The sequence below is a fragment of the Sinomonas flava genome (assembly GCF_039531875.1).
Lineage (GTDB): Bacteria > Actinomycetota > Actinomycetes > Actinomycetales > Micrococcaceae > Sinomonas > Sinomonas flava.
In genome coordinates this window covers 1-552 of record NZ_BAAAQW010000019.1, presented here as the reverse complement: position 1 = coordinate 552, position 552 = coordinate 1, and the positions used below count along the sequence as shown (strand labels likewise).

The window sequence follows — 552 nt, the reverse complement described above, 5'->3', positions numbered from 1 at the left end:
GGCCGAGCATCTGGGGGTGGCGGATGCGCTGGCGCGCCGGTACCGGGTGCCGGGGCATGATCCGGAGGACCTGCGCCAGGTGGCGCGGCTGGGCCTGGTGATGGCGGCCCAGCGGTACCGGGAGGGGTCCGGGCATGGGTTCGTGCCGTTCGCGGTGCCCACGATCGCGGGCACGATCAAGCGTCATCTGCGGGACCAGTCGTGGGTGGTGCGTCCGCCGCGGTCGGTGCAGGAGCTGCGGCTGGGGGTGCGGGCGGCGCGGGAGCGGCTGGAGCAGGATCTGGGGCGTGAGCCCACCACGGCGGAGCTGAGCGAGGCCACGGGTGCTGCGGCGGGGAAGGTGGCCGAGGCCAGGGGTGCGGACTCGGCGATGGTCGGGGTGGCGATCGAGCCTCTGGATGGGGTGTCGGAGCCGGAGGCGGGGGGCCCGTCCTCGTGTGTTGTCTCGTTCACGGACCCGGGGTTCGAGCGGGTGGAGGAGCGCCAGATGCTCGCTGCGGCGCTGGAGGGTGCCAGTGAGGAGGACATGCGGCTGATCCGGATGCGCTTCGT

General features: G+C 73.6%; 1 protein-coding gene. It reads left to right on the top strand.

Annotated elements, in window-relative coordinates; translation table 11 throughout:
• Positions 1–16: 16 nt before the first annotated feature.
• The coding region (locus ABD298_RS18625) for a sigma factor (protein WP_344301344.1) at positions 17–552 on the top strand (536 nt) is incomplete at its 3' end.